Source organism: Paenibacillus sp. P46E (assembly GCF_001909095.1).
GTDB classification, from domain to species: Bacteria; Bacillota; Bacilli; order Paenibacillales; family Paenibacillaceae; genus Paenibacillus_AQ; species Paenibacillus_AQ helianthi.
The window spans coordinates 1-5,181 of record NZ_LVYZ01000098.1; the positions used below are offsets into that span (position 1 = coordinate 1).

At 50.3% G+C, this 5,181-nt stretch carries 1 protein-coding gene; it reads right to left on the minus strand.

The genetic code is table 11. From position 1 onward, the window contains the following. Positions 1-291: 291 nt before the first annotated feature. Positions 292-4,893: an S-layer homology domain-containing protein gene (locus A3849_RS30090; RefSeq protein ID WP_074114743.1), complete on the minus strand. Its 4,602-nt coding sequence runs from the start codon at positions 4,891-4,893 to the stop codon at positions 292-294. Between the last annotated feature and the right edge of the window lie 288 nt (positions 4,894-5,181).

The window sequence follows — 5,181 nt, forward strand, 5'->3', positions numbered from 1 at the left end:
ACCCTATCCATCGCATTCTCTCCTCCAACGCTTCTCAACTTTATATATCTCTCACAAATAATTCCGTTCTTCAAACTTCATTGTGTCATTCCTCATTGCGTTCACCCCACTATAAGCCTTTTCGCGCAAAAAAGTACCTCCCCATTTGGGGAGGTACTAGTAAATATTTATCGATATCTCAGAGATATCCGGCTATTTTTAGAAACCCGCTCGTCTTAGAGCGTGTCTGCCTGACGTTCTAAAGCAACTTACTCTATGAATTCTAGAATAATGTTCGCCATTAATCCGCTGTTAGTTCCTCAATTGTGCCAGCAGCTTCAACAGAACCGTTACCGCCTCTGCTCTTGTAGCAGATTCTTGAGGAGCAAACGCATTCTCCCCTTTCCCTTGCACGATTCCCGCTTCCTTCACAAAATCGACGCTGCCCTTCGCCCAGACTGGGATATCCTTGTCATCCGCGAAGCCCGTTGCAGTCTTGACTTCGGTAGTCACACCCAATGCTTTGGCCAAGATAACCGCCATCTCTGCATGGGTAATTTCTGCATTTGGGCGGAAACCGCCGTCTTCATAGCCTGTAATGATACCTGCTTGCACCGCTTGAGCGATTGCACTCTGCGCCCACGCTCCGATTGTTGCTGTATCCGTGAATGTCAATTGCGCTCCTGCGCCTTGTGGCTTCAGCACATTCATCAGCATCACCGCGAATTCCGCACGCGTCACCGAATGGTTCGGCCGGAATGTTCCATCCAGGTAACCCTTAACCATTCCCATGCTTAGTGCTTGCTGGATGCTTGCTGCTGCCCAATGTCCAGCGACATCCCTAAGAGTAATTTCTGTAGGGCTCTTCGTGGCCGGCGTTCTTACTGGCAGTCCTGTCACTTTATCCACATTGAGTACTGCATATTTCCCGAAGTGGTCCACTTCCACAATAATGTGATTCCCTTCGATCTTGCCGCCTGCGGCTTCAATCCAGGCTTTCTTCACTTCGTCATAGTAGAATACCGATGCTTGTTGGTTACTTGTCACAAGGGCCGGATCATACGCAATGTTCAATGTGACCGGTTTACTGAAGTCCTCTGCAAAGTTTTTCGTAATCTCGTAAACGGGACTGAGCAGGATTTCTTTATTCGGGAAAAGCTTTTGTGGCTCCAGCACCTTTTCGATGGATACGGTCAGTTCCTTGGCTGCTGCTCCGGCGGGGATCGAAATCTTAACCCCATCCTCAAAGCTAACCTCGCCCGCCTGGTTTACCGGAAGCGTTATTTTACCATTTGTGCTGGAAATGATGTTGTTGGTCGATGGTGTAACAGTATTACCTGTGTCGGTGATCACAGGCGCTGTCGCCGGGAATTCGGCGGTTACCATACCGGAATCCGCTGTATTCGTGGTGCTTGCTCCAGGTACGCTGAAGAAGTAGGCGGGCACTCCCTTTAAGGTATAACCCGGCTTGGGCGTGATTGTAATCGTTGCGGTGTATGCCGTGCCTGGGGCAAATACGGTTGTCGCTGGCGACCAGCTAACCGTCGCGGTATATTCTGGCGAATAGGTCGCCGTTGTTACTGGAATGGCCCCGGTAACTGGCACAGTTACACCCGCTACCCTTGCTGCTGTGATAGGAATAGCTGTCACAGGGGGTTCCGTGTCGGGCACGGTGGCTGTTGCCGGGAATTCGGCGGTTACTATACTTGAATCTGCAGTATACGTGGTGTTTGCGCCTGCGACGGTGAAAAAGTTGGCAGGCACTCCCGTTAACGTATAACCTGCCCTTGGCGTGACTGTGATCGTTGCCGTATACACCGTGCCTGGGGCAAATACGGTTGTCACTGGCGACCAGCTAACCGTGGCGGTGTATTCTGGCGAGTAGGTCGCCGTCGTTACCGGCGTGGCCCCGGTTACCGGTAACGTTACACCCTCTATCCCTGCTGCCATGATGGGAATGGCTGTCGCTGGTATTATTGCCGTCGCCGGGAATTTGGCGATGACTACACCGGAATCTGCTGTATTCGTCGTGATTGCTCCGGGTACGCTGAAGAAGTATTCGGGTACTCCGGTTAAGGTGTACCCCGGTTTGGGTGTTAGGGTAATCGTTGCGGTGTAGGCTATTCCTCCAGCAAAGGTTGCGTCTGCTGGGGTCCAAGCAACTGAGGCTGTATACTCTGCCGTCTCTGGCACAGTTGCGACTGGTGTTCCCCCCGCTACCGGTAACACCACTCCCGCTATCACTGCGGTTGAAATAGACGCCGCTGCCGTTGCAGGGAATACAGCGGTCACTACACCTGAATCCGCTGCATTTGTCGTTGTTGCTCCGGCTACCTGGAAGAAATCTTTAGCCACTCCGGCTAAAGTATAGCCCGGCTTGGGCGTGAGGGTAATCTTCGCTTCATAGATTGTTTGTCCTGCAAACTTCGTGTCTGCCGGGGTCCAGTCTATTGCCGCTGTATACTCTGCTGTATCCGCTATAGTTACAACGGGTGTTGCTCCTGTTACCGGCACTGTCACTCCAGCAATCGCTGCTGTTGAGATAGGCAACGCTGCCGTCGCAGGGAATACGGCGGTCACAATGCCTGAATCCGCATCATTTGTCGTTGTCGCTCCCGCTACCTTGAAGAAGTCTTTAGCCACTCCGGCTAAAGTATAACCCGGCTTTGCCGTGAGGCTAATCGTTGCCGTATAGCTTGCTGCTCCGGCAAACTTCGCGTCTACCGGAGACCAGGCTATCGCCGCTGTATACTCTGCTGTGTCCGCTAGAGCCGCAACCGGAGCTCCTCCTGCTACTGGCACTGTAACTCCCGCTATCATTGCGGTTGAGATAGGCACAGCTGCTGTTGCCGGGAATTCGGCGGTCACAACACCTGAATCTGCCGCATTCGTGGTTGTCGCTCCGGCTACCTTGAAGAAGTCTTTAGTCACTCCGGCTAAGGTATAGCCCGGCTTGGGCGTAAGGGTAATCTTCGCTTCATAGATTGTTTCTCCTGCAAACTTCACGTCTGCCGGAGACCAATCTATCGCCGCTGTATACTCTGTTGTGTCCGCTAGTACCGCAACCGGAGCTTCTCTGGCTACCGGCGCTATCACTCCATCAATCGCCGCCGTCGTGATAGGCACCGCTGCCGTCGTCGGGAATTCGGCGGTCACAACACCTGAATCTGCTGCATTTGTCGTTGTCGCTCCAGATACCTTGAAGAAGTCTTTTGCCACTCCGGCTAAGGTGTACCCCAGCTTGGGTGTGAGGCTAATCGTTGCCGTATAGCTGGTTGCTCCGGCAAATTTCGCAGCTGCCGGAGACCAGGCTATCGCCGCAGTATACTCTGCAGTGGGTGCTAGAGCCGCAACTGGAGCTTCCCCTGCTACTGGCGCTATCACTCCATCAATCGCCGCCGTCTTGATAGGCACCGCTGCCGTCGCCGGGAATACTGCGGTCACAACGCCCGAATCCGCTGCATTTGTCGTTGTTGCTCCGGCTACAGTGAAGAAATTCGCTGGTACTCCCTTTAAGGTATACCCTGCTTTTGGAGTAATTGTAACCGTCGCCGTATAACTGACTGCTCCGGCAAAGGTCACATCTGACGGGTTCCAGGCTATCGCCGCTGTATACTCTACCGTGTCCGCTATTGTCGCAACTGGCGTTGCCCCTGTTACCGGCACAGTCACTCCATCAATTGTTGCTGATTGGATAGTTAAAATCTTGATATCCTGGGCACTTACGCTCCGCGTTTGTTCAGCGGAGGCCGGTTGAGCACTTCCCTTGACTCGAACATAAATCTTATCGCCTACTCCGACTACAATGTTGTCCACACTTGTATCCACTATCGGCGTGTACGAGCCTGTGTTTACTTTATACTCCATCCCACTTGCTACGCCGGTTAACTTCGTTGTTCCTGCATTCGCTCCTGGTATCAAAGCAATAAACGCCCATAATTGAGGATATTGACCTGAAAGCATATACCAATCTCTGCTGAAATCCCAATCACTAAATGTGGTTGGATCTTGCATTTCTGCGGTTGTTTTACCCGTACCTTTCCCGGTATCTGTCTGTCCTGTGGTGTTGATATCGTAGAAGTTACTTCCGCTTAGGTTTGAACTGTAACCAACCAAGCCACCCATTAGATAATTTCTAGTTCCACTCACATTTCCTGTGGCGTAACTATTGATAATGGTTCCATCGTTTCTACCAACCAGTCCACCTGTTATTCCAGCTCCAGCAACACTTCCTGTGGCATAACTGTTGCTGATGCTTCCGCTGCTATTATTATTACCAACCAGTCCACCTATTGTTCCAGCTCCAGCAACACTTACCAACGCGTAGCTGTTGCTGATGGTTCCGTAGTTTTCATTAACTAAACCGCCTGAATTAATTCCATTCACAATTCTTCCGGTGACGTAAGTGTTGCTGATGGTTCCGTAGTTTACGGATAACAAGCCACCCGATGCCAATGAGTTAGTTCCTTTCACCTCAATATCTTCCAGAATCATATTGGTAATATTCCCTGAAGACCTTCCAAACAATCCGACCTCAGTAACAACAACAGGTTGATCAATTTTCAGATTTGTGATCTTATATCCATTGCCGTCCATGTTCCCACGAAACGTAAACCCGCCGGAGCTATTAGCAGTATAAATTTCCACTCCTATCGGCATCCAATTTGCATAACTACTCAAATCAATATCAGCTATCAATTTAAAATATAGACCTGGGTCTAAATGATTCCTAACCTCATTCAGCTGATCCGCCGTTGCAATCTGATAAGGATCACTTGCTGAACCCGTTCCTCCAGCGAAGCCCCCCGCAGCATGAGCCGTCCCCCCGCTAGGTACAATAACTCCTGAGATTCCACCCCATACCATTAACAACACCAGGAAAATCGACAATCCTTTTTGATATACCCTATCCATCGCATTCTCTCCTCCAACGCTTCTCAACTTTATATATCTCTCACAAATAATTCCGTTCTTCAAACTTCATTGTGTCATTCCTCATTGCGTTCACCCCACTATAAGCCTTTTCGCGCAAAAAAGTACCTCCCCATTTGGGGAGGTACTAGTAAATATTTATCGATATCTCAGAGATATCCGGCTATTTTTAGAAACCCGCTCGTCTTAGAGCGTGTCTGCCTGACGTTCTAAAGCAACTTACTCTATGAATTCTAGAATAATGTTCGCCATTAATCCGCTGTTAGTTCC

What these genes read in the sequence shown, in the direction of transcription:
- A3849_RS30090 (WP_074114743.1), bottom strand. Translation starts at nt 4,893, where the DNA reads ATGGATAGGGTATATCAAAAAGGATTGTCGATTTTCCTGGTGTTGTTA.